The 25,394-nt window shown below is 66.6% G+C and carries 24 protein-coding genes; 9 read left to right on the forward strand and 15 right to left on the reverse strand.

Annotated features, from left to right (window positions below):
* Nucleotides 1-5: 5 nt before the first annotated feature.
* The 8 genes from ABLE92_RS11635 to rplJ form a co-directional block, all read right to left on the reverse strand.
* Nucleotides 6-1,085, reverse strand: coding sequence for an MCE family protein (locus tag ABLE92_RS11635; protein WP_348804925.1), 1,080 nt, complete (start codon nt 1,083-1,085; stop codon nt 6-8).
* Entirely contained in the window at nt 1,082-2,413 is a 1,332-nt protein-coding gene (locus ABLE92_RS11640) for an MCE family protein (RefSeq protein WP_348804926.1), read from the reverse strand. The genes ABLE92_RS11635 and ABLE92_RS11640 overlap by 4 nt, the downstream gene beginning before the upstream one ends.
* 5 nt (nt 2,414-2,418) lie before the next feature.
* The gene (locus ABLE92_RS11645; protein WP_348804927.1) at nt 2,419-3,294 is read right to left on the reverse strand and encodes an MlaE family ABC transporter permease; all 876 of its coding nucleotides are present in this window, start codon (nt 3,292-3,294) and stop codon (nt 2,419-2,421) included.
* A 2-nt stretch (nt 3,295-3,296) separates the two neighbouring features.
* Nucleotides 3,297-4,103 carry an MlaE family ABC transporter permease gene (locus ABLE92_RS11650; RefSeq protein ID WP_348804928.1) on the reverse strand — a complete coding sequence of 269 codons (807 nt, stop codon included), beginning with the start codon at nt 4,101-4,103 and terminating at the stop codon, nt 3,297-3,299.
* Nucleotides 4,104-4,109: 6 nt separating this feature from the next.
* A complete protein-coding gene (locus ABLE92_RS11655) occupies nt 4,110-5,408 on the reverse strand; it encodes an ABC transporter ATP-binding protein (protein WP_348804929.1) in 1,299 nt (432 codons plus the stop codon).
* Nucleotides 5,409-5,597: 189 nt separating this feature from the next.
* A complete protein-coding gene (locus ABLE92_RS11660; protein ID WP_348804930.1) occupies nt 5,598-6,989 on the reverse strand; it encodes a glycosyltransferase 87 family protein in 1,392 nt (463 codons plus the stop codon).
* A 233-nt stretch (nt 6,990-7,222) separates the two neighbouring features.
* Complete coding sequence (rplL, locus tag ABLE92_RS11665; RefSeq protein ID WP_348804931.1) at nt 7,223-7,615, reverse strand: 50S ribosomal protein L7/L12; 393 nt, start codon at nt 7,613-7,615, stop codon at nt 7,223-7,225.
* Nucleotides 7,616-7,720: 105 nt separating this feature from the next.
* Entirely contained in the window at nt 7,721-8,248 is a 528-nt protein-coding gene (gene rplJ, locus ABLE92_RS11670) for a 50S ribosomal protein L10 (RefSeq protein ID WP_348804932.1), read from the reverse strand.
* A gap of 660 nt (nt 8,249-8,908) precedes the next feature.
* Between rplJ and ABLE92_RS11675 the strand changes: the two genes are divergently transcribed.
* Nucleotides 8,909-10,924 (forward strand): CocE/NonD family hydrolase, encoded by a 2,016-nt coding sequence (locus tag ABLE92_RS11675; RefSeq protein ID WP_348804933.1) that lies wholly within the window; start codon nt 8,909-8,911, stop codon nt 10,922-10,924.
* 100 nt (nt 10,925-11,024) lie between these two features.
* Here ABLE92_RS11675 and ABLE92_RS11680 read toward each other — a convergent pair whose 3' ends face one another.
* Both ABLE92_RS11680 and ABLE92_RS11685 read right to left on the reverse strand, forming a co-directional pair.
* Nucleotides 11,025-11,768, reverse strand: coding sequence for a tyrosine-protein phosphatase (locus tag ABLE92_RS11680; protein WP_348804934.1), 744 nt, complete (start codon nt 11,766-11,768; stop codon nt 11,025-11,027).
* 50 nt (nt 11,769-11,818) lie between these two features.
* The gene (locus tag ABLE92_RS11685) at nt 11,819-12,325 is read right to left on the reverse strand and encodes a TIGR04338 family metallohydrolase (RefSeq protein WP_348804935.1); all 507 of its coding nucleotides are present in this window, start codon (nt 12,323-12,325) and stop codon (nt 11,819-11,821) included.
* A 120-nt stretch (nt 12,326-12,445) separates the two neighbouring features.
* On the opposite strand from ABLE92_RS11685, the gene ABLE92_RS11690 reads away from it, so the two are divergent.
* Nucleotides 12,446-13,582, forward strand: coding sequence for a hypothetical protein (locus tag ABLE92_RS11690; RefSeq protein WP_348804936.1), 1,137 nt, complete (start codon nt 12,446-12,448; stop codon nt 13,580-13,582).
* Between the two features lie 25 nt (nt 13,583-13,607).
* The gene (locus ABLE92_RS11695; protein ID WP_348804937.1) at nt 13,608-13,913 is read left to right on the forward strand and encodes a hypothetical protein; all 306 of its coding nucleotides are present in this window, start codon (nt 13,608-13,610) and stop codon (nt 13,911-13,913) included.
* 42 nt (nt 13,914-13,955) lie between these two features.
* Here the strand turns inward: ABLE92_RS11695 and ABLE92_RS11700 are convergent, their stop codons facing one another.
* Together ABLE92_RS11700 and ABLE92_RS11705 are read right to left on the reverse strand one after the other, a co-directional pair.
* Nucleotides 13,956-14,789 carry a DUF2786 domain-containing protein gene (locus tag ABLE92_RS11700; protein ID WP_348804938.1) on the reverse strand — a complete coding sequence of 278 codons (834 nt, stop codon included), beginning with the start codon at nt 14,787-14,789 and terminating at the stop codon, nt 13,956-13,958.
* Nucleotides 14,790-14,890: 101 nt separating this feature from the next.
* Nucleotides 14,891-15,844 (reverse strand): L-lactate dehydrogenase, encoded by a 954-nt coding sequence (locus tag ABLE92_RS11705; protein WP_348804939.1) that lies wholly within the window; start codon nt 15,842-15,844, stop codon nt 14,891-14,893.
* Nucleotides 15,845-16,131: 287 nt separating this feature from the next.
* Between ABLE92_RS11705 and mdo the strand changes: the two genes are divergently transcribed.
* The 3 genes from mdo (at nt 16,132) to madC (ending at nt 20,344) form a co-directional block, all read left to right on the forward strand.
* Nucleotides 16,132-17,403: an NDMA-dependent methanol dehydrogenase gene (mdo, locus tag ABLE92_RS11710; RefSeq protein WP_348804940.1), complete on the forward strand. Its 1,272-nt coding sequence runs from the start codon at nt 16,132-16,134 to the stop codon at nt 17,401-17,403.
* Nucleotides 17,404-17,728: 325 nt separating this feature from the next.
* Nucleotides 17,729-18,784 carry a MadB family AAA-type ATPase gene (locus ABLE92_RS11715; RefSeq protein ID WP_348804941.1) on the forward strand — a complete coding sequence of 352 codons (1,056 nt, stop codon included), beginning with the start codon at nt 17,729-17,731 and terminating at the stop codon, nt 18,782-18,784.
* Nucleotides 18,785-18,802: 18 nt separating this feature from the next.
* On the forward strand, nt 18,803-20,344 hold the full coding sequence (gene madC, locus ABLE92_RS11720; RefSeq protein WP_348804942.1) for a MadC family VWA domain-containing protein: 1,542 nt from the start codon (nt 18,803-18,805) through the stop codon (nt 20,342-20,344).
* Between the two features lie 179 nt (nt 20,345-20,523).
* On the opposite strand, the gene ABLE92_RS11725 is transcribed toward madC, so the two are convergent.
* On the reverse strand, nt 20,524-20,775 hold the full coding sequence (locus tag ABLE92_RS11725; RefSeq protein WP_348805119.1) for an excalibur calcium-binding domain-containing protein: 252 nt from the start codon (nt 20,773-20,775) through the stop codon (nt 20,524-20,526).
* A gap of 258 nt (nt 20,776-21,033) precedes the next feature.
* On the opposite strand from ABLE92_RS11725, the gene ABLE92_RS11730 reads away from it, so the two are divergent.
* The 3 genes from ABLE92_RS11730 (at nt 21,034) to ABLE92_RS11740 (ending at nt 23,864) form a co-directional block, all read left to right on the forward strand.
* Nucleotides 21,034-22,593 carry an amino acid permease gene (locus ABLE92_RS11730; RefSeq protein WP_348804943.1) on the forward strand — a complete coding sequence of 520 codons (1,560 nt, stop codon included), beginning with the start codon at nt 21,034-21,036 and terminating at the stop codon, nt 22,591-22,593.
* A gap of 85 nt (nt 22,594-22,678) precedes the next feature.
* Nucleotides 22,679-23,614 (forward strand): alpha/beta fold hydrolase, encoded by a 936-nt coding sequence (locus ABLE92_RS11735; protein WP_348804944.1) that lies wholly within the window; start codon nt 22,679-22,681, stop codon nt 23,612-23,614.
* Nucleotides 23,615-23,723: 109 nt separating this feature from the next.
* Nucleotides 23,724-23,864, forward strand: a complete 141-nt coding sequence (locus tag ABLE92_RS11740; RefSeq protein ID WP_348804945.1) for a hypothetical protein — start codon at nt 23,724-23,726, stop codon at nt 23,862-23,864.
* A gap of 187 nt (nt 23,865-24,051) precedes the next feature.
* Here the strand turns inward: ABLE92_RS11740 and rplA are convergent, their stop codons facing one another.
* On the reverse strand, nt 24,052-24,768 hold the full coding sequence (gene rplA, locus ABLE92_RS11745) for a 50S ribosomal protein L1 (RefSeq protein ID WP_348804946.1): 717 nt from the start codon (nt 24,766-24,768) through the stop codon (nt 24,052-24,054).
* A gap of 120 nt (nt 24,769-24,888) precedes the next feature.
* Nucleotides 24,889-25,323: a 50S ribosomal protein L11 gene (gene rplK, locus ABLE92_RS11750; RefSeq protein ID WP_240860087.1), complete on the reverse strand. Its 435-nt coding sequence runs from the start codon at nt 25,321-25,323 to the stop codon at nt 24,889-24,891.
* Nucleotides 25,324-25,394: the final 71 nt, after the last annotated feature.

The raw sequence follows: 25,394 nt of genomic DNA on the forward strand, positions 1-25,394 counted from the left end.
TCTCATCACCCCCCGGGCTGTCCGTCTTTCCAGCATCGGGTCGCCGCGCTGGTGTAGAGCACATGGTTGATGTCGGGCAGCGGTACCACCGGCTGCGTGAGCAGGGTCGACTTGCCGTTGCCGGCCACCACGTCGATGCCGCACAGATAGAACTGGAACCACGATCCGAAGGTGGCCGCGCGCCCGATCTTCTGCAGCTTCACCGGCAGGTTGGTGAGCAACTGGTTGACGTCGTCGCTGCGGGCGTTGATCTGATCGGCCAGCGATTTCAGTCCGGCGATGTCACCCTGGATGGCCGGTCGCGACTGCGACAGGATCGACGCGGTCACCGTCGTCAGGTTGGACACCGACGCGATGGCCGATCCCACCGAACCACGTTGCGCCGCAAGGCCGGTCACCAACTGCTCGGTGTTGTCGAGCAGCGAGGTGAAGTTCTCGTCGTTCTTGTTCACCGTGTCGAGCACCTTGGTGAGGTTGACGATCAGATCACCGATCACCTTGTCGCGGTCGGCCAGCGAATTGGTCAGCGACGAGGTGGACGAGATGAGGCTGGAGATGCTGCCGCTCTCGCCCTGGAAGATCTTGATGATCTCGTCGGACAGGGTGTTCACGTCCTCCGCCGAGAGCTGCCGGAACAACGGCTTGAACCCGTTGAACAGTTCGGTGAGGTTCACCGCCGGATGCGTGTCGCGGACCTGCGGGTCGGTACCGAAGGTGAATCCGGGCGACACCGTGTCATCGGCGTCGCCGGCACCGCGCTCGAGCGCCAGATACCGCAGACCGGTCAGGTTGCGGTACCGGATGTAGAGCTGGGTTCCGGCCGGCAACGAGCGGTTGACGTTGAACTTGACCATGGCCTTGTTCTGGTCGTACACCGCCACATCGGTGACCTGGCCGACGCGCACACCGGCGATGCGCACGTCGTCGCCCTTGTTGAGCAGGGCGGCGTCGGTGAAGACGGCGTTGTACTTGCTGTCGCCGTCACCGCCGGCATTGGCGATGGTCAGCGCCAGCAGGCTGGTGGCCACGACGGTGACGACCGCGAAGGTGATCAGTTTGATCAGCGGTCCCGCGAGAGACTTCACTGGATGTGCACCTCCGCACCGGCCAGCGCCGAGCCGCCGAGCATGGCGACCCAGGTCGGCACGTCCGCCGGCCGGGTGCCGGTGGCGCTGCCGTAGATGAGCTTGAGCTGGGTACGGAAATCCGGGTCGTCGAAGGCCGACTGGTGGATGACGCCCACCGGGGTGGTGGTGAACTGCGGTTGCGGCAGCGTCGGCACGTTACGGGGCCCAGCGTTCCGGGATGGCGGCTGGTAGGAGCCGTCGGCCAGTCCACCGCCGGGGTACTGCGGGAACGGACGGCCGTTGGTGGCCGGTTCGTAGCAGACCGCGGGCGGATCGGTCTCGAAGAACCGCGGCTCGTCCTGGTTGGGCAGATAGCGGCCACGCGGGTTCACGAACTGCAGGTTCACCCGCACACCCGGATTGTCGGTGTCGGCACCGACGATCTTGCGGGACTCGGGGACCAGCGTCGCGAAGTTGTGGAATGTGCACACGAACGTCGGTGACTGCTTGGCCAGGCCGGTCAGCAACTGCTCGGAGTCGACGAAGAGGTCCACCACGTTGTCGCCGTTGCGCTGCAGCCAGCCGGTGGTGTCGGTGGCGGCCACGCCGAGGGTGGCGATCAACGTACGCAGGTCACCCTGGCGTTCGACGATGGTGTTCGACGTGGTCCGGAAACTGTCGAGCGCGTCGATGACGTCGGGCAGGGCCTCGGAGTAGGTCTGCGAGAAGGATGCGAGTCCCTGGATCGTGCCCTCCAGCGCCGGGAGATTCCGGTTGATCCCGGCGAACACGGTGTTGAGGTCTTCGACGGTGGCGCCGAGCTTCTCGCCACGCCCCGACAGCGCCTGCGACAGCGAGGTCAGGGTGACGTTGAGATCCTGCGGCGGGATCGCGTCGAGCACCGGCAGCAGTTTGTCGAACAGATCCTGCAGTTCCTTGGCGTTGCCGGAGGAGTCGGTCTCGATCGTGTCGCCGTTGGTCAGCGTCGGACCGCCGGTCGTCGTCGGCACCTGCAGGTCCACATACCGCTCACCGAACAGCGTCTTGGGCAGGATGCGCGCGGTGGTGGTGGCCGGGATCTGATCGGCCATGTCCGGGTTCAGGCCCAGCTCCACGTTGACGCTGCCGTCGGCAGCGGGGTCGACCGAACGCACCTCGCCGACGACCACGCCACGTGCCTTGACGTCGGCGTTGGCCGGCAGTGCGTTGCCGACCGCGTCGGTCTTGAGGGTCACCGTGGTGAAGTCGGTGAACGTCTTGTTGAACTTCATGATCGTCACCGTGAAGAACAGTGCGACCACGACCAGGAATGCGATGCCGAGAAGACGGCGGCGCAGCGTCGCCATCTCGGCTAACCCCCCACTCTGACGGTCGTCGTGGTTCCCCAGATCGCCAGACCGAGGAAGAAGTCGAGCACCGCGATCAACACCAGTGCGGCACGGACGGCGTGGCCGACGGCCACGCCGACGCCGGCGGGGCCACCGCTGGCGTAGTAGCCGTAGTAGCAGTGCACCAGGATGATCACGAACGCGAAGATCAGGACCTTACCGAAGGACCACAGCACGTCCGCGGGCGGTAGGAACAGGTTGAAGTAGTGGTCATAGGAGCCACCGGACTGCCCGTTGAACACGGTCGTGATGACGCGGGAGGCCAGATACGCCGACAGCAGGCCCAGCACGTAGAGCGGGATGACGGCGATGAACCCGGCGATCACCCGGCTCGACACCAGGAACGGGATCGACGGCACCGCCATCGACTCCAGGGCGTCGATCTCCTCGGAGATGCGCATGGCGCCGAGCTGCGCGGTGAAACCGCAGCCGACCGTCGCCGACAACGCCAGGGCCGCCACCAGCGGCGCCACCTCGCGGGTGTTGACGTACGCCGAGAGGAATCCGGTGAGGGCCTGCGACCCGATCTGGTCGAGGGCCGCATAGCCCTGCAGGCCGACGACGACGCCGGTGAATCCCGACATCAGCACCATCACGCCGACGGTGCCGCCGATGACCGCGAGTCCACCGGAGCCGAAGGCCACCTCGGCCAGCAGCCGCAGCACCTCACGGGTGTAATGCACCAGCGTCCGAGGAATCCACACCAGGGTGCGCCCGTAGAAGGACATCTGATCGCCGGCGCCGTCGAGGATCTTCAGCGGTTTACCCGCGATCTTCTTGGCCTCGTAGAGGTAGTACTCCGGGCGGCTCTTGGCGATGGTCACGCCGCTGTTGGCCACTGCTAGCTCCCCTTCGGCGGGACGATCTGCAGGTAGACCGCCGTGATGATCAGGTTGGCAAGGAACAGCAGCAGGAACGTGATGACGACGCTCTGGTTGACCGCGTCACCGACGCCCTTCGGACCACCCTTCGGGTTGAGTCCCTTGTAGGCGGCGATGACTCCGGCGATGACACCGAAGATCGCGGCCTTGACCGTCGAGATCCACAGGTCGGCGAGCTGGGCCAACGCACCGAACGACGCGAGATAGGCGCCGGGTGTACCGCCCTGGACGACGACGTTGAAGAAGTAGCCACCGCCGATGCCGACGACCGCGACCAGACCGTTGAGCAGGATCGCCACCAGCACCATGGCCAGCACCCGCGGCACCACCAGGCGCTGGATCGGATTGATGCCCAGCACCTCCATCGCGTCGATCTCCTCACGGATGGTCCGTGAGCCCAGGTCGGCGGCGACCGCCGACCCGGCCGCACCGGCCACCAGCAGCGAGGTCACCAGCGGCGATCCCTGTTGGATCACCACGAGCACGCTGGCGGCGCCGGTGTACGACTCGGCGCCGAGCTGCTTGATCAACGACCCGGTCTGCAGCGACACGATCGCGCCGAACGGGATCGCGATGAGCGCCGTCGGCAGGATCGTCACACTGGCGATGAACCAGGCCTGCTGGATGAACTCCCGGAACTGGAAGGGCCGGACGAAGGTCTGGCGCGCAACGTCGACGAACAGCTGAACGATGTTGCCCGTCTGGGCGAGCGCGCTCGTTCCGGCTGCTGCGATCTTGTCCGCGCCACGCGTGGTGGCATTGGCCATTCTGTGTTAACTCCGCCCGCCGCCGTGTTTCGGCGTCTTGGTGGTGTCGACCTGTTGGGTCGCCTGCTCCGCTGGCGGCACGTCCCACTGCTGGGTGGGAGCGTCGTTGCCGCCGAAGTCGTAGGTGTCGGTCTCGTCACCGGGGTACTGCTGTGCGAAGTTCTGTTCGTCGCGCTGGTAGACGTCGGTCGGGGCGTCGGCGACGGCGACACCGCCGGCCGCGGACGTCCATTCGCCGCCGGAACCCTGCGCGGCGTACTCGCCCTGTCCCTGTCCCTGTCCCTGTTCGCGGGCGTGGGCGTCGTTGGCGGCGCGGACCTCGTCCTCCTTGGCCATCGACTCGCGGATCGCGCGTTGGGCGTTCTCCGGCAGCGACGGCAGAAGCTCGAGCACCCGCTCACGGTGACGGGCCACCGCCTTGCGTTCGGGCATACCGGGATTGGGCTGCACCTGCGGGATGATCTCGGAGAAGTCGTCCTTGGTACCGCCGCCGCCGATACCGGCGGCCTGCATCGCCTCTTCCTGCTTCTGGACGGCCTCGTCCTTCTCCTCGGACATACCGATCGGACCGAAACGGTCACCGGAAAGGAACTGCTTGACCACCGGCTGGTCCGAGGTGAGCAGCTGCTCACGCGGACCGAACATCACCAGCTCCTTACGGAAGAGCATGCCGATGTTGTCCGGGATGGTGCGGGCGATGTTGATGTTGTGCGTCACGATCAGGATCGTCGCGTCGATCTGGGAGTTGATGTCGATCAACAACTGCGAGATGTAGGCGGTACGCACCGGATCCAGACCCGAGTCCGGCTCGTCACACAGGATGATCTGCGGATCCAGCACCAGCGCACGCGCCAGACCGGCACGCTTACGCATACCACCGGAAATCTCACCGGGCAGCTTGTCCTCGGCACCGGCCAGACCGACCAGGTCGATCTTCTCCATCACGATGTCGCGGACCTCGTTCTCCTTCTTCTTCGTGTGCTCACGAAGCGGGAACGCGATGTTGTCGAACAAACTCATCGAACCGAACAGCGCACCATCCTGGAACAGCACACCGAACAGCTTGCGGATCTCGTACAGCTCTTTGGCCGAACACTGGGTGATGTCGGTGCCGTCGATGATCACCGACCCCTGCTCGGGATGCAGCAGACCGATCAGGGTCTTCAGGAACACCGACTTACCGGTACCCGACGGACCCAGCAACGCACTGACCTCACCTTCCGGCAAGGTCAACGTCACATCACGCCAAATGTTCTGAGAACCGAACGACTTCGTGAGCCCCTCGACACTGACCTCAACACCCACTGCATTCCTCCAGACGATCTCTGCCCCCAGTGACACTTCGGTGTGAAGTGCCACTCGCCGGCGACATTTGTGGTTGGGGTCACTCTAACGGACTGACAGTTCGCGACCCACCACACTGTTGTCGAACCCTGTCCAGCGTGGAACGTGAGGGAATCTACCGCTCGGTAACTTATCCCTCGGGCGATGACATTAGCGGATCGAATCGAATCCGGCAAGTGGGCCCGGTCCCATCTGCGGCGGCGACGTGAGCCGCGCCTCTTTCTTTCCCGACCCCTCCCAGATCTCGCGGACCCGCGCGAACGGCAGCCACCAGGAGATCACCAGGACGAGGAGCAGCCAGATCAACGACGAGTTGCCGTAGATGTTCTCCCACCATCCCCAGCGCAGTTCGTTGAGCTGTGCGCTCGGCAGGAACAACGACGGGCCGGGCAGTTGCGCCACCAGACCCAGCACACCGAGCGCGATGAACACCCACGCGACGGTTTTCGACGAGACCCCGGCGATGGTCGGCGGGGCATCGGGTTGCGGCTCGTCGTTTTGCGGCTCCCGCAGCGCTCGCAGAGCCCGTACGCCGACGACGAGGAACACCAGGATGTACACGCTGGTCAGCACCCAGTGGTGAATCCAGGCGGCCGGGGTGGCCAGCAACGCCACCGCCCAGGCGGCCAGGAAACACAGTTCGTACTCGCGGCGCTTGGCCAGATGCCACGCGAGCACCAGACAGTAGAGCCCCGCGATCGCGCACAGCGGCAGCCACCAGTGCGACCGCTGACTGTCCGACATCCCCATCCGGGCCAGCACGCCGGCGATGCCCTGGTTGTAGACGAAGGCGAGCCCGCCGATGCGGTCCGGGTCGAACACCGTCGAGGTCCAGTACTTCAGCGAATCCGCCGGAACGATCGCCCACGCGATGCCGGTCGCGACGACGAATCCCACCCCGACGTTGATCGCGGCCCGCCACTGCCGTCGCGCGATGAAGTAGATGATGACGACGGCGGGGGTCATCTTGATCGCCGCGGCGATGCCGACCAGCAGTCCGCGGTAGGGCTCGGCCCACGCGGGCCGCCGATCCCAGAGGGTGTCGGCGATGACGAGCCCGGCGAGGATCAGGTTGATCTGCCCCAGATCCAGCGTGATCCGAACCGGCTCGAGCTGGTAGGCGATACCGGTCAGCAGCATCGTCGCGCCGATCGGGAGGTCACCACACCCGACGCGGCGCAGCAGCACCCGGATCAGCCAGAACGTCAGCAGGCACCCGATGACGAGGAAGATCACCGACAGCACCCGCACCGGCAGCCAACTCATCGGCACGAAGGCCAGCGCCGCGAACGGCGGATAGGTGAACGGCAGGATGGAATCGTTGGCCTGCGGCATCGGACCGTCGTAGAGATGCTGCCCGTGAAAGAGGAACTGGCCGCCGTACCGATAGATCTGCAGATCCACCGGCGGTCCCCAGTACTTGGTGGGGCCGAGATGCACCAGCCACGGCTGTCCGAACACCCGGCACACCCCGAGGAACAGGACGACGGCCCCGATGATGTTGATGGCCGTGAACGCCCGACGGGGCAGCACTGCAGTCACGCGCGGAAATACTAGTCGGCGACGGTTCGACGAGGGTTCGCCGGTTCCCCCTCGGCCGCTCTCGGACCCTTGCGTCGACAGCGCTCACCTCCCCACTGACAGCGCCCACTTCGACGCCGACAGCGCCCTCGGACAGCACGAAACCCGGGACAGACTCGCTGTCCCGGGTTTCGCGGGTATGTGTCAAGCACGCGCGTAAGCGCGGTGACCCACAGGCGCCGAAGCGCCTCGAATCACTTGACGGAGACCTTGGCGCCGGCCTCTTCGAGCTTGGCCTTGGCAGCCTCGGCGGCGTCCTTGTCGACCTTCTCCAGGATCGCCTTCGGAGCACCCTCGACGAGGTCCTTGGCTTCCTTCAGGCCCAGGCCCGAGACAACCTCGCGCACGACCTTGATGACCTGGATCTTCTTGTCGCCGGCAGCCTCGAGGACGACGTCGAACTCGTCCTGCTCGGCAGCAGCCTCGGCGGCACCGCCGGCAGCCGGAGCACCGGCAGCCGCAACGGCGACCGGAGCAGCCGCGGTGACCTCGAAGACCTCTTCGAACTTCTTCACGAAATCGCTGAGCTCCAGCAGGGTCAGTTCCTTGAACTGATCGATGAGCTCGTCAGCGGTGAGCTTCGCCATGGTGGCGTCCTTCCTGTCTGTCCCCGGTTCGGGGGTAAGTCATCCCGACCGGGATGGGGTGTCTCCCGCGGAGCGGGAATGGTTCTTGCAGTGGCGAGTGCCGTACTACTCGCCGGCTTCTTGCTGCTGCTTCTCCTGCAGGGCCGCGGCGAGGCGCGCCACCTGCGATGCCGGCTGGTTGAACAGGCCGGCAGCCTTTGCCAAGTTGCCCTTCATGGCACCGGCGAGCTTGGCCAACAGGACCTCGCGGGTCTCAAGGTCGGCGATCTGTTCGATCTCGGCCACGGACAGCGCACGGCCGTCCATGAACCCGCCCTTGATGACGAGAGCCTTGTTGTCCTTGGCGAACGTCTTGATCGCCTTCGCGGCCACCACCGGCTCGCCTTCGATGAAGGCGATCGCGGTCGGGCCGGTGAACAGCTCGTCGAGCCCTTCCACGCCCGCCTTCTCGGCAGCACGCTTCACCAGGGTGTTCTTGGCGACGGAGTAGGTTGCACCCTCACCGAGGGAACGACGCAGATCGGTGATCTGGCTGACGGACAGGCCACGGTACTCCGTGACGACTGCAGCCGTGGCGCCCTCGAACTGCTCGGCGATCTCTGCAACTGCAGAAACCTTGTCGGACTTGGCCATACTTCGCCTCCTTCCTCATCACTCGAGTTGAGTTTGGTCAGGGTTCAAGGCAGAGGACCGAGGTCGGGATGACCCGAGAGAGACGACAAACGCCCCGGCACACAGAAAGGCACGGGGCGTCACACTCAGAAGTACGCCGCAGGGGCGTGATCTTCGGTTGTTCCTCGTTCTCCCTGCGTGGGCCGCCGACTTTCGTCGCCCTTCGATCGGGATCGCTCCCGATGACCAACGGTCTCTGGTTGAACCGATACGACGCGGCATAGCGCGTCACACCGAGAGATAACGGTACCGGAGCACCAGTCGACAACCAAATCCGTGGTCGGAGCCTCCCGCCGAGCCTCCCGCCGAGCCTCCGCGCAGACCGCCCGGCGTCAGACCTCCCCGGCGTCAGACCACCCCCGCCCCGTCGTCCATCCGATCACCCACCTGTCCGACTGGACGGTTTTGCCCCCAAACGCCAACCCATGACCTGGCCTTTTACCTCCGTGACACAAATGCGTCCGACCTCGTTGCCTATCCGATACCCGCCATGCACTATCGTCGGCGGTCGGAAGTGATGTGCGACACAAAGTGTAAGAGCAGTTTCACTCGCTTCCGCGGACACGAGGGGGTGTGACGCGGCGTCCGCGCCGTTGGGCATCCCAGGCAGGGTGAAGCGCCATGACCTACCAGCTGGACACCAGTTCGATTCCCCGTGGGACGCCGCAGCGTGCGACGCCGGTCGGTGCCCCACACTTCGGCACACTGCCCCTCGGCGATCCCACCGGCGGCGCCGACGGCATCCGCTGGCGTGAGGCCGTCGACGGCGAGCAGACCTACCCGCGCGTGGTCATCGACCGCGACGTCGCGATCACGATGAGCGACGGCACCCGCCTGCGCGCCACCGTCGTCCGCCCCGCCAACCGCTTCGGCCAGACCGTCCTGACCCCCTATCCGGCCGTCGTCAACATCAACCCGTACAACCGCGCGGCGGTCGACCTCATCGACACCACCACCCATGCCCCGGTCCTGGGCAAGGCGCTGCGGTCGGCGTCGGCGTCCATCGACGCCACCGGCACCGCCCTGGCCGGACTGACCCGGCTCACCGGCACCCTCGCCGGCGGCATCCTCGACGTCTTCGGCATCAACCGCTCCCTCGTACAGAGCGGATACGTGCAGGTGATCGTCGATGTCCGCGGCACCGGCGCCAGCGAGGGCAAGTGGCAGATCCTCGGCCGACGTGAACAACAGGACTCCGTCGAGGTCATCTCCTGGGCAGCCGAGCAGGAGTGGTGCAACGGGAAGGTCGGGTTGGCCGGCTGGTCGTATTCGGCGATCAACTCACTGCAGGCCGCCGACAAACGTCCTGCCGAACTCGGCGCCGTCTTCGCCGTCGAGGGCTGCGACGACATCGTCCGCGACATCTACATCACCGGCGGCATGCCGTCGGCGTTCATCCCGCTGTGGTTGTCGGTGGTCAACATCCTCAAGTGGGTACCCAATCCGTCGACCACCCTGCGTGACGTCTTCCGTGGCGATTCGCTGAAGTTGCTGCGCGATCGCATCGCCTCGCCGGCAACCGAAATCCCGTCTCTGCTCTGGGGATTCCTCACCGCCCGCGACGACCGCATCTTCGACGACCCCTACTTCGACGAACGCGACCCGCAGGTCGACCGCATCGACGCCCCGACGTTCACCGTCGGCGGCTGGCACGACCTGTTCGGGCGCAGCGCCACCGGCATCTACGAGCGGATGACCCTCGAGCCCGGCCGCAAGCAGATGCTGGTCGGCGACGGCTACCACTTCGACGTCGGCACCGGCCAGGGCGGCGCATCGGCCCCGCCGCGGCTCGACGTCCTCGAACGCGCCTGGTTCGACCGGTGGCTCAAGGGCCACCGCAACGGCATCGAGTTCTACGGCCCGGTCACCATGCTGCAGCAGGGCGGATCCTGGACCGCCGGAACCGCTTTCCCGCGCACCGGGGTACGACCGGTGAAGCTCTTCCTCACCGAGGAGCCGACCGACACGGCCACCCACGCCGTCCACGACGGCTCGTTGAGTTCATCTCCCGCACAAGGTATTTCGTCGCTGCACGTACACCCGGACCTGCGCGGACTGGTCTCACGCGACATGACGCAGGTGACCGCGGGCGCGTCGATGGTGTTCGGTGACCGCTTCACCCTCGACGCCCGCTTCCAGGAACGCGGCGGCCTGTCGTTCACGAGCGCACCGGTCACCGAGGCCACCCAGGTCAGCGGTGCGATGAACCTGCGCCTCAACGTCGCCACCACCGCCCACGAGGCGATCTGGGCGGTCACCGTCAATGATGTTGCGCCCGACGGCACTTCGACGGTCCTCACCAACGGCGCACTGTCATCGTCGAACCGCGCACTGGACCGCTCGAAGTCCACCTACGCCTCCGACGGCAGCCTGCTCGGCGCCCACCACTTCCTGTCCCGCAAGCGCAAGCTGCCCGTACCCGCCGACGAACCGGTCCGCATCGACGTCGACCTCGTGCCCACCGACGCCGTCCTGCAGCCCGGGCACCGCCTGCGCGTCGACGTCTACGCGGCCAGTTTCCCCCGGTATCTGACGGTGGTCCCCGACCTCATCAAGGCCCGCGGCCGGCAGCAACGCCTCGTCCTCGATCCGGACAAGCCGAGCTACCTCACGTTCTGCGCGGGCGGCACCTGGTAGCCCCTCGAGCGGGCGCGGTTCCGTTGACAGCGCCCTGAAATCCGTTGACAGCGCTCACTGCAACCCGACACCCCCAGCCCACGGATCCGGACCCGGCCACCTACCCCACGAACCGCTCCGCAAAGCGTGTCATCAGATCCGGTCCGATCCCGCACGCGGCAAGGTATCCCGCGGTATCACCGTGGGCCGCGGCCATCGCCGCATCCGCCGACCGCAGGTAGTCGACGTGCACTCCGAGGTAGTCGACGGGAATCGATTCGGCATCCGGATGTCGTCGAATCACCATCTCCCGCAGGTGATCCACCGCATCGTTGCTGCGGAGATAGTCGGCGTGCACCGCCGACTCCAGCACTCCGACGGCCCGCAGCACCGATGCCACCGCCCAGCCGGTGCGGTCCTTGCCGGCCGCGCAGTGCACCAGCACCGACCGTCCGTCGGCGATCGACTCGACGATCCCGAGGATCGCCGCAGACGCCCCGTCGAGCCCCGGATACGTGGCATAGATGTCGGACATGTGGCCGCGCACCGCGTCCGCGGACATGCCACGCGCGGAGAAACTCGAACGGTCCACCGCGAACGGCAACAACCGCCCCCGCACCTGCCCGGGCAGCGCGTCATACCCCTCCGCGTCGCATTCGGCCGGCGCGCGCAGGTCGATCACCTCGTCGACGCCCAGCGCGGTCAACGCCGCCCGACCGTCGTCATCGAGGTCCCCCAGGTGCGCCGACCGCAGCAGCATCCCGGGCCGCACCGACCGACCGTCGGCGGTCGGCAAACCCCCGACGTCACGCACATTGAACGAACCGGACAGCACGAGATCGTCGCCGGAGATCGGAAGCCCCATGCCGCCCACCGTAGCGGGCAGCTCGGGGACACCACACCCGGGACCGCAGATCACCCCACCCCGGAATCCGACAGGATCACCCGATAGACAAATCCCGCTTCCGGCCCGAGAACGGTACCGACCAACTCGGTGAGCGTCAGCACGAATCCGCGCCCGTGCGCCGGACCGTCGCCGTCGTCGAGGTGATGCGCAAGCTCATGCAACACCACCAATTCCCTTAGGGCCCAACGCCCTTCGCGGCTTTCCGGGATCGCGATCTCGGCAAGCGCCCAGCGGTACTCGGCGGCCCGATAGCCCCGGCGGGCGCGCACCGTCACCGGGACACCGGCCCGCGGGAATCGTTCCCGCACCGCGGGCATCGCCAACACCCGGGCAACGTAGTCGCCGACCGCATCGGCCGACGAGAACCGCGCCTCGCTGGGCAGCGTCAGTTCGGTGCCGGCGATCTGCACGGTCCGCGACGTCCCGACCGACCCCTGCGCGGCCCGATCGAACATGCGCAACACCAGCCGTTCGGCCTCGTACAACTGCGAGCGCCCCACGTCACGCGGGCTCATCGGATCGGCTCCCCTGCGCTCACCTGCCCGATGGTATCGGCGCCACGCCGACACCTCGCACGTCGATGTCGCGCGCGACCACTACGATCTGCACAGCCACACCCGCGAAAGGAATCACCGATGGACCCCGTCCAGTCGCCGCCATTCCTCGAGCGCATGCGGCAACGCGGGCTCGCCCTGTACGACCGGGGACTGCAGGTGCCCGGCGCCCGTCTGATCCTGCGGATGATCGGCGACATCGCGACCAGCGGACTCACCGACCGCGCGATGACTCTCGCCGCCCAGGCCTTCACCTCGGTGCTGCCGTTCGCGATCCTGATGACGACGGTGCCGATCGGCCGCCGCTTTCTGGACAAGGCCTTCGAGGGCTTCGGGATGAACCCGGAGAACCTGGGCCTGCCGCCGGTGGACACCACGCAGCGGCTCGGCGCATTCGGCTGGTTCGGCGCACTCATGGTGATCGCCGGCGCCACCTCCCTCTCGCGCGCACTGGGCCGCATGTACCTGTCCGCCTGGCAGGTCGAGAAACTCAACTGGCGCGGCTGGTGGCGCTGGGTGGCGGTGCTGTTTCTCATCCCCGCCGCCGTCGTCGCGCAGGGGCTGATCACACCGGTACACGAGTTCAGCCTGATCGGACGCACCTGGTACGGCTTCGGGGTGACCGGACTGATCCTCGAGATCATCGGCACCGTCATCATCTGGTCGGTGCTATGGACGGTCATCCCCCGTCTGCTCGTCTCGACGCAGGTGCCGATGCGCCTCCTGGCGGTCAACGGTGTCCTCACCTCGATCTTCATCACCATCTACCTCATCGGCAGCCGCGTCGTGCTGCCCCGCACGATGCCGGAAACCACCCGCCACTACGGGACGCTCGGTGTGGTGTTCGTGACCATCAGCTGGTTGTTCTTCTACACGTGCATCCTGGTGGCCTCGGCCACCATCATGAACACCATCGTCACCGACGACGGTTTCCTGGGCCGTCACCTCTCCCGCTTCACCGGCCGGCCGACCCCCTTCCCCCCTGCGGCTAGCATCGCGTTCGGGGTCCGTCCCGCCACGTCCACCGATGCGGGCGACGGTCCCCGCCACGATCCGGTACCACAGGCGGAGCCGACGACGCACCGCGAGAAGGAGACGGGAGCCGACGATGACGCCCACCACGCATCCGAGAAGAATGAGGCGCGCCGCGACGGCCGCGGTCCTCGTCGCCCTCGCCGCGATCCCGACGGCCTGCGCGGCGACGGAGAACACCGTTGAGGACGCCACGTCGTATTCCACCTCGGTGAGCAACGCCCCGGCGCCGGGCACCCTGGACACCCTCGCCGACGACGTCGCGGCCGCCGGGCTCCCGGTCACCGGGCGTCACACCGGTTCGGCGCAGGACTGCTCCGACGCCGGTTGCGGCGGCATCCTGATCACCGATCAGTTCACCCTGATGCAGTTCGAGAGCACCGGCCGCGCCGAGCTCTACGCGGGTGAGCACACCGACGCCTTCCAACTCCTCAATGTGGTCGTCACCTTCCCCGCGTCGGTGAGCGACGAGCAGCAGACCCGCTACGAGGACGCCATCGAGCACGCCCTGAACTGACCGGGACCCGATTCGCCACGCCCCGAACCGGCCCACGGCGCGTCACGACCCGAGTTGCCCACGCGGCGCACCGAATTGGGGGTCGGCGCCGATCTTGGCCCGACGACCGGCCCGGTCACCGGCCTGCCGCGCCCCCGCCGAATAACCCGCCGACGCACTCGTCGGCCGCCAGGTGCCGCGTGCGGTGGATTCCGACCGGTAGAAGTCGGTCACCTCGATCTCCTTGTTACGCAACACCACCGCCGTCGACGACGCCGAACCCGCCACCTCCGGATCGTCCCCGGCGATCGCCTCGGAACGCTGCTCGTCGCGCGCCACGGCCAGTCGCTTACCGATCCGTTCGGCGAACGCCGACTGGAAGTTCAGCCGGGCAGTAATGGGCGCCAACGGTTTTCGCTCCACCACCCGCCGCGCCCGCCACCCGCTTCCCCGTCGGACGATCCGCGCCGACTCCTCGTCGCGATACTCCCCCGACCGCAGGTAGGCGTCGCTGGCCGCCACCATCTGCACCAGCAGGGAGGTGTAGAGCGCCTCGCACATGTCGATGTCGGCGGCGTAGCCGTAGGCCAGCACGAACGTCGAGTTCCCCGCGACGTCGACGGTCACATCGTTGGCGCGCGCGATGGCGACGAACAGTTGCACGTAGGTTTTCAGGCCCCGTTTGCCCGGCTCCCCGATGGCGATCTGCCGTGACACCGGGGTGGCCTTCGCCCGGGCGGCCGGATCGTGCGCCCGCGCCACCGCCAGGTCGATCGAGGCCGCGGTGGCCAATCGTTGGGCGGCGGCCATGAAGGTCTCCGCCTCGTGCGGGTTGTCGGTGTTCTCCGCCTGGCGCAGCAGTCCGGCGATCCGGGTGAGCAACTTGTCATCGCGCATACCGATCAGACTATTTCGGTGGGCGCCGGGTTCCACGCCGAGGCGACGTCATCCACACCCCGACGACATTGTCCACAAACCCTGAGACGAACCCGCCGGGTCTACAACCCGAACTTCGCCTGCATCGCCCGTAGCGTCTCCGCCGATTTCATCAGCCCCTCGCGCTCGCTCTCGGACATGGCGATCTCCAGCCGCATCTGGGCGCCGGCCCGGTCGACGATCGTGGGCAGCGACAGACACACATCCTCGAGTCCCTCGAAGCCCGAGGCCACCGTCGACACCGGCAGCACGCGGTGCTCGTCCTTGAGGACCGCCTCGACGATGCGGGTGGCCGCCAGGCCGATCGCATAGTTGGTGGCGCCCTTGCCCTCGATGATCTTGTACGCGGCGTGCACCACCTCGTGGTGGATCTCCGCGCGCACCTTCTCGTCCATCGCGTCGTAGCCGGGCAGTGGCTGCCAATCGGTCAGCGGCACACCACCGATAGATGCCGAACTCCACAGCGGGATCTCGGAGTCGCCGTGCTCACCGGCGATGTAGGCGTGCACATTCTGCACCGCCACCCCGGCATGCTGGGCGATGAGGAAGCGCAGCCGCGACGAGTCGAGTACGGTACCCGACCCGAACAGCTGATTACGCGGCAGTCCACTGTATTTCAGCGCCGCATAGGTGACGATGTCGACGGGATTGGTCACCATGATGTAGATCGCATTGGGGGCCACCTCGATCAGGCCCGGCATGATCTTCTGGGTGAGTCCGATTGTCGCCTCGGCGAGTTCGAGTCGCGACTGTCCGGGCTTCTGCTTGGCGCCGGCGGTGAACACCACCACGTCGGCGTCGGCGCACACCGAGATGTCGGCGCCGCCGATGATGTCGGTGCGCGGCACGAACTCCAGTCCGTGCGACATGTCGAGGACCTCGGCGGTCACCTTCGGTTCGTTGATGTCCATCAACGCGATCGTGCGCGCGACGCCCCGGATCAGCGACGCGTACGCCACGGCGGTTCCGACCGCGCCGGCCCCGATGATCGCCAGCTTCGTCCCTCGTGTGTCCATCACTACCTCCACGCTCGCTCGGCCCCTCCTCCAGTCCTATCGCATCCGCCTTGCCGACGCCGCACATCGGCGGTTGTTGTCACCCAAGCTTCACGCTGCCGAACGGGAGTTCCCTTTTCTCCCGGGGTGCCCAGAGGGATGACCGGCGAACCTGACCTTCCGGACAGTTTCCCACTCTCCTGCTGGACTGATCATCTGTGTATGTGTTCAGGTGTTCTTGTGGGAAGTGTGACGACGGCTACATGCTCGGAGAGTCACCCCGTACCCACACAGGAGATTGAGGATTCATGGCCATCGAGCTGAATCAGATCTGGGACTTCCCGATCAAGGACTTCCACCCCTTCCCCAACGCCAAGCTCGGCGTCGGCGCCCACGACATGCTCGGTGTCGAGGCCAAGAATCTCGGCATGACCCGCGTGTTGCTGATGACCACCGGCCTGCGCGGCTCGGGCATCATCGAAGAACTCAAGGGCAAGATCGAATACCAGGGCGTCGACGTCGTCCTCTACGACAAGGTCGAGTCCAACCCCAAGGACTACAACTGCATGGACGCCGCCGCGCTCTACCAGAGCGAGAAGTGCGACGGCATCATCTCCGTCGGTGGCGGTTCGAGCCACGACGCCGCCAAGGGCGCCCGCATGGTGATCGCCCACGACGGCCGCAACATCAACGAGTTCGAGGGCTTCTCCAAGGCCACCAACAAGGAGAACCCCAAGCACATCGCGGTCTCGACGACGGCCGGCACCGGCTCGGAAACCTCCTGGGCCTACGTCATCACCGACACCTCCGACATGAACAAGCCGCACAAGTGGGTGGCCTTCGACGACACCTGCCTCGTCGACCTCGCGATGGACGACCCGCTGCTGTACTACAGCTGCCCCGAGCACTTCACCGCCTTCTGCGGCTTCGACGTGCTGGCCCACGCCTCCGAGCCCTACGTCTCGCGCCTGGACTTCGCCCCGTCGCTCGGCAACGCGAAGTACTCCATCGAGCTGATCCGCGATCACCTGCGCACCGCGGTGTACGAGCCCCGCAACCTCGAGGCCCGCACCGGCATGATGCACGCCCAGTACATCGCCGCACAGGCCTTCAACTCCGGCGGCCTCGGACTCATTCACTCACTGTCCCATGCGGTTTCGGCGTTCTACGACAGCCACCACGGCCTCAACAACGCCATCGCCCTGCCGCGCGTGTGGGAGTACAACCTGCCCAGCCGCTACGAGCGCTACGCCGACATCGCCAAGCTGCTCGGCGTCGACACCACCAACATGACCACCGTGCAGGCCGCCGACGCCGCGGTCGAGGAGGCCATCCGACTGTCCAAGGACCTCGGCATCCCGGACAACTTCGGTCAGCTCAGCGTCAACAGCTACGAGAAGAACCGGATGAACACCGGCAAGTACGAGGGCCGCGGCGACACCATGGACACCTCCGACAAGCAGATCCGCGCCATCGCCGAGCACATGATGGACGACTGGTGCACGCCGGGCAACCCGCGCGAATGCACCGTCGAGTCGCTCATCCCGATGGTCACCCACGCGATGACCGGCAGCTACTGAGGTAGTTCGCCGCGCTCGGCCGGTCGAGCCGCCCCCTCTCGCCGGCCGAGCGCACTACCTGCCGAACGAGCCCGACCTCTCGCCGGTCGAGCACACTGCCCGCCGAACGAGCCCGACCTCTCGCCGGTCGAGTAGCCTCGACCGAGCGAAGCGAGGCCGCGGCGTATCGAGACCCCCGGGAGCCTGAGCAACTCCCGGGACACGTGGATCGGTCCGGGTGAGGTCATTGACCTGACCCTTCACCCGGACCGATCCACACCTTTCCTCCCCCAACACCCGCTCTGCCCCAATACCTTTGATCACCGCACCGTCGCGAAGAGGAGCCATGTCGGAACCCTCGGCCCTGCCCGGCCCGTCCACCGAATTCGAGAGCGTCGACGACATCGTCGACGCGCTGGCCGGCCAGGGGTACCTCATCGACGCCGACCTCGCCGTGGTCGTCCACCTGGCCACCCTGCTCGACCGGCCACTGCTGCTCGAGGGACCGGCCGGCGTCGGCAAGACCGAACTGGCCAAAGCCCTTGCCGCAGCATCGGGTCGGGATCTGATCCGCCTGCAATGCTACGAGGGACTCGACGAATCACGCGCCCTCTACGAATGGGATTACGCCCGCCAACTCCTGCACGTGCAGATGTTGCGCGACCGCATCGGCGCCGAGCTGGCCGAACAACCCACCCTCGCCGCGGCGTCGGCGGCGCTGGCCCGCACCGAGGTCGGCGTCTACACCGAGGATTTCCTCGTCGCCCGCCCGCTGCTGGCCGCGATCCGCTCGGCCACGCCGACGGTCCTGCTCGTCGACGAGGTCGACCGCACCGACGAGGCGATGGAGGCGGTGATGCTCGAGGTGCTCGCCGAACGGCAGGTCACCGTCCCCGAACTCGGCACCTTCACCGCACGCTCCGCACCGTGGGTCATCCTGACCTCCAACGACACTCGTGAACTGTCCCCCGCCCTCAAACGCCGCTGCCTGCACTTCCAGGTGGCCTACCCCGACGCCGCGCGGGAATGCCGCATCGTCGGCGTCCGCGCCCCCGAGGTGGAGGAGTCGGTCATCACCGAGATCGTCGACCTCGCCCGCCGCCTGCGTGATCTGCCGCTACGCAAGAGCCCGTCCATCGCCGAGGTCATCGACGCAGCCCGCGCCGCGTCGTTCCTCTCCGATACCCGGGACGCCGACGGCACCGTCCTCGACCGCGCGCTGTTGTCTCTGCTGGTCAAGTTCGGCAGCGATCTCGATCTCGCGCGCCGCGAACTCCACACCCCCACCGCGGCAACGTCATCGGGCTCGGCACCGATCGGCACCGACGGGTCGGGTCCGGCGGGTTCGGTGACCGCCACCGCCTTCGGCGCCGGACGCGCCCGCAGTTCGGCCCGGCGCTGAGGCTCGAGGCCGGCGACAATGGCGTCCCCACAACATCATTCATCCCTCGAGCCGACGCGGGAGAACACCGTCGACCGCCTGGCCGTCCTGTTCGGCCGGGTCCTGCGCCGCTTCGGGGTGAACGTCTCCCCCGCGGAGGTCATCGAGATCCGCCGGGTCATCGGCATCATCGGCGGCGCCGACCCACACCGGTTGCGGGCCGGCCTGCGTTCGGTGAGCGTCAAATACGACTACGAGACAGCGGGTTTCGAGTACGCCTTCGACGTCTTCTTCGGCGGCGCAGACATTCCCGACGACGATGAGCCACTGCCCCGGCCCCGCGGCGCGGCCGCCGACCTCCCCGACGACATCGTGTGGGACGAGGATTTCACCGGCGCCGCACGACGGATCGGCGCCGACGAACACACCGACGAGATCGGTGATCTGATGGTCGACGACCCCGACGCGGCCGAACGTCGCGGTGAGAGCGCGCACCGTGAGGAGAACGACTTCACCGTGTCGGCGGGAACCGAGGAACTCGGCGTCGACCAGAACTCCGGGTCGGTGGCCGGCGGCGTCACCTTCACCATCGACGTCGACGAGGCCGACTCCTCGACCGTCGGCGAACTCGTCGGCACCGCCACCCGCGTCCACGGCACCCCTCTCGGAATCGATGGTGCCGCAGCCATTCTCGCGGCGCTCGACGCCTACGACGCCCGGCGCGCCTACGGCACCGACGGCGCCGAGGGCCTCGACGACCGCGAGCGCGCCGAGTTGGAGCGCGCCCTCGAGGCATTCGTGGAAGCGCTCTCACAGCGCCTGGGCGAGGCGGCCGCCACCGATCCCGACGATTCCGACGACCGCCCCGTCACCTCCGATCAGGCCGACATCGACCGCGCCTGCCATCGCCTCATCCAGCGGATGCGCGGCGCCCCCCTGCGCACCGTCCGCCACACCGATCGGGGTGGCCTCGACATGCGTCGCACCATGCGTTCGGCCGTCGCCACCGACGGTGTGCCCTTGGAACTCTGGCGCCGCACCACCCGGCCCGGCCCGGTCCGGCTGCTGCTGCTGGTCGACGTGTCACTATCGGTGCGGCCGGTCGCCGGCTTCCTGCTCCGCCTCGCGCAGACACTGCATCGGCACGGCGACCGCTGCGAGGTGATCGCCTTCGTCGACGACCCGATCCGCGTCACCGACGAGCTTCGACGCAGCGACGGCGAGTCCGCGCTCACGTCGGTCCTCGCCGCCGACGGCCTCGACCTCGCCGCCACCAGCGACTACGGCACCATGCTGACGCATCTGTTGGCCCGATACGGCGATCTCATCGGTCCCCGCACCTCGGTGGTGGTCGCCGGAGATGCCCGCAGCAACGGCTTCGACCCACGCGTCGACCAGTTCGCCGAGCTGTCCCGCCGCGTGCACCGCATCGCCTGGATCACCCCGGAACCGCGGCGCTACTGGAACCAAACCGGCTGTGCCCTGGCCGATTACATCGAGTACTGCGACGCCTTCGTCAGTGCCCGCGACGGCGCCGAGCTCGTCGAGCACGTCGACGAACTCGCCGCGGCCCTGCGCTGATCGCGCCCTCGTCACCACTGACAGCGCTCTCTCCCACGTTGACCGCGCTCTCCCCCACATTGACAGCGCTCTCCCCCACGTTGACAGCGCTCTCCCCCACGTTGACAGCGCTCTCTCCTGCGTTGACAGCGCTCTCTCCTGCGTTGACAGCGCTCACCACACCACTGACAGCGCTCAGCTCAATGCTTCTCGCAGGCGATCCCGTCCTTGTCACGGTCGCGGGCCGTGTTCGCCTTGTAGACGTCGTCGTTGACGGTGAAGTTCGTGACCGGTGTGCCCGACGTCGAGTCGACCGCACCGGCCTTGCCGACTCCATGTGGGTAGTCGGCGTTGAGAGCGGCACAGTTGGCGTACGTCGTCGCCGCGTCGGCCGGGACCGCCACCGCGAACGGCGCGGCCACCACCGTAGATGCTCCGACACACATCATCATCCGTAAGCGACGCACCACCAACAACCACCTTCACATCGATCGATAAAGTCCGGTCGGCGATTACGCCCGGCACTCCTGCCGGACCACCAAAGGGTTCGAAGCCACAGGCACCTGACAGGAGGGCCGGGACAACCGTGCCGCCGCGACCGCGCATACCCGGCACATCGGACACCACCCAGCACCCGGGGTCAACGCGGTCTATGTTTCGGACAGAGCAGTGTCGCTCGCCGAACCACCGAAGAACGCGAAGGACACGTCATGCCCGAGGGCCACGAACAATACTCCGACGACGAGGCCCACCTCGCCCGCCTCGGCTACACCCAGGAACTCCACCGATCATGGTCGGGCTTCTCCAACTTCGCGATCTCCTTCTCCATCATCTCGATCCTCGCGGGCTGCTTCACCTCGTTCGGGCTCGGCTGGAACAACGGCGGCCCGGCCGCCATCGCCTGGGGCTGGCCGATCGTGTCGATCTTCATCCTGCTCATCGGCCTCTGCATGGCCGAGCTGGTGTCGGCATACCCGACGTCGGGTGGAATCTATTGGTGGGCCTCGAAACTGGGTGGCGCCAAGGCAGGCTTCTACACCGGCTGGCTGAACCTGATCGGCCTCGTCGCCATCCTCGCATCAGTGGCCTACGGCGCAGCCACCTTCCTCGATCTCACCCTCGGCACCTTCAGCCAGTCCTGGCTCGACGGCTACAGCCTGACCCGGGTGTTCATCATCTTCCTGATCATCCTGGCCGTCGCCGCCCTGATCAACATCTTCTCCGGGCACCTGCTGTCGGCGATCAACAACATCTCCGTCTGGTGGCACGTGATCGGTGCTGCCGCAGTCATTCTCATCCTCTTCCTCATCCCCGATCAGCACGCGTCGTTCTCCGACGTGTTCGCCAAGACCATCAACAATTCCGGGATCTTCGGTAGCGAGACCTCCCCCGCCGGGTTCATCCTGTACGTGCTGCCGATCTCGGCGATCCTCACCCAGTACACGATCACCGGCTACGACGCGTCCGCGCATCTCTCCGAGGAGACCAAGGGTGCCGCCGGAGCCGCCGCCAAGGGCATCTGGCGGTCCATCGCCTACTCGGCCATCGGCGGCTGGATTCTGTTGCTGAGTTTCCTTTTCGCCGTACAGGATTCCGACGCCGTATCGGCGTCGGGCGGTGCGGTCGCCACCATCTTCAGCCAGGCACTGAGCTCCAAGTGGGCCGGACTGGTGCTGCTGATCTCGACCGCCGGGCAGTTGTTCTGCACCGCCGCCTGCCAGACCAGCGCGTCGCGAATGATGTTCGCGTTCAGCCGCGATGGCGCCGTTCCCGGCCACAAACTGTGGTCGCAGGTGCGCGCCAACGGCATGCCCGCCAACGCCGTCATGATCACCGCGGCCGTCGCGGCCATCATCACGCTGCCCGCCCTCGTCCCCGTCGACATCAACGGGGCACCCGTGCCGGTGGCCTTCTTCGCGGTCGTCTCGATCGGCGTCGTCGGTCTCTACCTGTGCTTCGCGGTGCCGATCTTCTTCCGTTGGAAGGCCGGTGACGACTTCGAGGCCGGTTCCTGGACTCTGGGTTCCAAGTACAAGTGGATCGCCCCGCTGGCCCTGATCGAGATCGCACTCACCTCGATCATCGCCCTGTTCCCGACCTCCCTCGGCGGCATGCCCTGGGATCCGGGTTTCGCCTGGAAGTACGTCAACTACACCCCGCTGCTCGTCGGCGGCGCATTGATCCTGCTGTACGTGTATTGGCATGTGTCGGTGAAGAAGTGGTTCACCGGACCGATCAAGCAGGTGGAGGCGCAACCCGAGACGGTGTGATGCGTCAACCGCTCCCGGCACCCCGGGCGTCGCTGTTAGCCTTGCCCCAACCGTCGCATCCGCGGCGCGCTGGGAGAGGACAACGATGTCACTTCACGAGGTCGAGTTCACCTCACACAACGGGCGCGACACCATCTTCGGCTGGATCTACGTGCCGGTGCGCCCACCGGTCGGGATCATCCATCTCATCCACGGCCTCGGTGAGCATTCGCGGCGCTACCTGCCGCTGATCACCAAGCTCCTCGACGCCGGCTTCGTGGTGGCCGCCGACGATCACGCCGGCCACGGCAAGACCGCGATGACCACCGGCATCTGGGGCGACGCCGGCGACAACGCCGACGAGGTGGTCCTCGCCGACGAACGCACCCTCGCCGCCCGGGTCCGCGAGCAGTTCCCCGACCTGCCGTATGTCATCTTCGGACACTCGTGGGGTTCGATGATCGCCCGAGGCCTCGTCGCCGGCGGCAGTGACGGCGTCGCCGGCCTCATCCTGTGCGGCATCGCCGCGCAGATGCACGGCATCGAGAGCCTCGTCGACCGCACCGCCCTTGCCGCCGAACCGGATCCGGAATCCCCGGTCGGCGAGGCGTATCTCGGCGCGCTGTTCGACGGTTTCGTCTCCCGCTACGGCGAGAATCCGGGTCCGACCGATTGGGTTGCCCGCAACGCCGACGTCGTCCGCGATCACGCCACCGATCCGTTCAACAATTTCGGCGCCCCGATGTCGGTGCGTTTCATCCGCGGCTTCGTCGACCTCTACGACACCGCCAACGGCGACGGCTTCTACGCCGGCGCTCGCCCCGACCTGCCGGTGCTGATCCTCGCCGGCGACGCCGACCCGGTGACCAACTACGGCGAAGGCGCCTATCACGTCGCCAACCGCCTCATCGGCACCGGCCACCCCGACGTGCGCACCCGTGTCTACACCGGTTTCCGCCACGAGGTGCACAACGAACCCGAGATCCGCGACGACGTCGCCGGCGAGATCATCGCGTTCGCACAGCGATGCGTCGCCGAGTAATTCGTCGCCTACCCCGACCTACCACATATAACCGGGACCGCTCAGCCGACTCACGTCAATAATTGTCGCGAGCAGGCGTATTCATCCCGGTTATATCGGCTCCCGCAGCATGATCGGTGATGCGACGCGCTACGCCGCACAGATGCACGGCATCGAAGCCCTCGTCGACCGCACCCGCCCCCGCCTCTACGACACAGCCAACGGCGCCGGCCTCTACGCCGACGCTCACACCGCCACCAACCAGATATAACCGGGACCGCTCAGCCGACTCACGTCAATAATTGTCGCGAGTAGGCGTATTCATCCCGGTTATATCGGCTTCCCCCAGCATCATCGGCGATGCGATGCGATATGACACCCCCACCAACACCGAAGCCCCCGACCACCATTGGTGATCGGGGGCATCGAAGCTGTTGCGCTACAAGCGACTACGCAGATCAGGCCTGCGGAGCCTCGGCGAAGTTCCGGGTGACCGCCGGGTCGACCGGGATGCCCGGGCCGGTGGTGGTCGAGACGGTGATCTTCTTGATGTAGCGACCCTTGGCAGCCGACGGCTTGGCACGCATGATCTCGTCGAACGCGGCGCCGTAGTTCTCCGCCAGCTTGGTGGCGTCGAACGATGCCTTGCCGATGACGAAGTGCAGGTTGGCTGCCTTGTCGACGCGGAAGTTGATCTTACCGCCCTTGATGTCGTTGACGGCCTTGGTGACATCCGGGGTCACGGTGCCGGTCTTCGGGTTCGGCATCAGGCCACGCGGTCCGAGGACACGCGCGATGCGGCCGACCTTGGCCATCTGATCCGGGGTGGCGATCGCGGCGTCGAAGTCCAGCCAGCCGCCCTGGATCTTCTCGATGAGATCCTCGGCGCCGACCTCGTCGGCTCCGGCGGCGGTGGCCTCGGCGGCCTTGTCGCCGACGGCGAACACGATCACGCGGGCGGTCTTACCGGTCCCGTGGGGCAGATTGACGGTGCCTCGAACCATCTGGTCCGCCTTGCGGGGGTCGACGCCCAGCCGGATCGCAACCTCGACGGTCGCGTCGGTGTTCTTCGACGAGGTGTCCTTGGCCAGCTCAGCAGCCTCCAGCGGGCTGTAGAGCTTGGACTTGTCGACCTTCTCGGCTGCTGCCGTGTAGGCCTTGCTCTTCTTGCTCATTGCTCTGTTCTTTCTCCGTCGTCACGACGGGTGTGTGGTGCGGACCGAGCCGGCCCTCCCACGGGGATTGTTTCCGCTGATCGAGTAGCCCGAGGCGCCAGCCGAGGGCGTATCGAGATCTCAGCCTTCGACGGTGATGCCCATGGACCGAGCAGTACCGGCGATGATCTTCGCGGCCTGGTCGATGTCATTGGCATTGAGGTCTTCGGCCTTGGTCTTGGCGATCTCGCGGACCTGGTCCATCGAGACCTTGCCGACCTTCTTGACGTGCGGCTCGCCGGAGCCCTTCTGCAGGCCTGCGGCCTTGAGGAGGAGCTTCGCGGCCGGCGGGGTCTTCAACTTGAAGTCGAAGGAGCGATCTTCGTACACGAAGATCTCGACCGGCACGACGTTGCCACGCTGCGACTCGGTCGCGGCGTTGTACGCCTTGCAGAACTCCATGATGTTCACGCCGTGCTGACCAAGCGCCGGACCCACGGGCGGGGCCGGGTTGGCGGCGCCTGCCTGGATCTGGAGCTTGATGATCCCGGCGAGCTTCTTCTTCTTGGGAGGCATCTCTAGTTCCTTGTTCTGTTCCTTGCAAATCCACGTCCGCTGGAGGCGTGGAAGTTCTTATGTCGTTCTCC

Origin of the sequence: Gordonia oleivorans, assembly GCF_040044975.1 — a bacterium.
GTDB lineage: Bacteria > Actinomycetota > Actinomycetes > Mycobacteriales > Mycobacteriaceae > Gordonia > Gordonia oleivorans.